General features: G+C 64.2%; 1 pseudogene. It reads left to right on the plus strand.

Annotated features, from left to right (window positions below):
- Positions 1–236: pseudogene (locus SB822_RS60575) on the plus strand (pantothenate kinase); the annotation flags it as partial.
- Positions 237–240: the final 4 nt, after the last annotated feature.

Raw genomic sequence — 240 nt, forward strand, 5'->3', positions numbered from 1 at the left:
CGTCCTTTGCGACAGACACGCCGCGTTCGCTCTCTGCCGGTTGCACGCTTGCGCAAGCGGGTCTCGTCGAACGGATGTGGCGCGACTTGCAGGATGAATGGCAGGTGCCGGTGCACCTTGTGATCGGCGGCGGCGCGGCGGACGAAGTGGCGAGCGCGTTGAAAGTGCCGCATACTCGCCACGATTCGCTGGTCTTGTCCGGGCTCGCATTGATCGCTTCGGAGCGCGACGCTTAAAGAC

The organism is Paraburkholderia sp. SIMBA_054, from assembly GCF_046534875.1.
GTDB classification, from domain to species: domain Bacteria; phylum Pseudomonadota; class Gammaproteobacteria; order Burkholderiales; family Burkholderiaceae; genus Paraburkholderia; species Paraburkholderia hospita.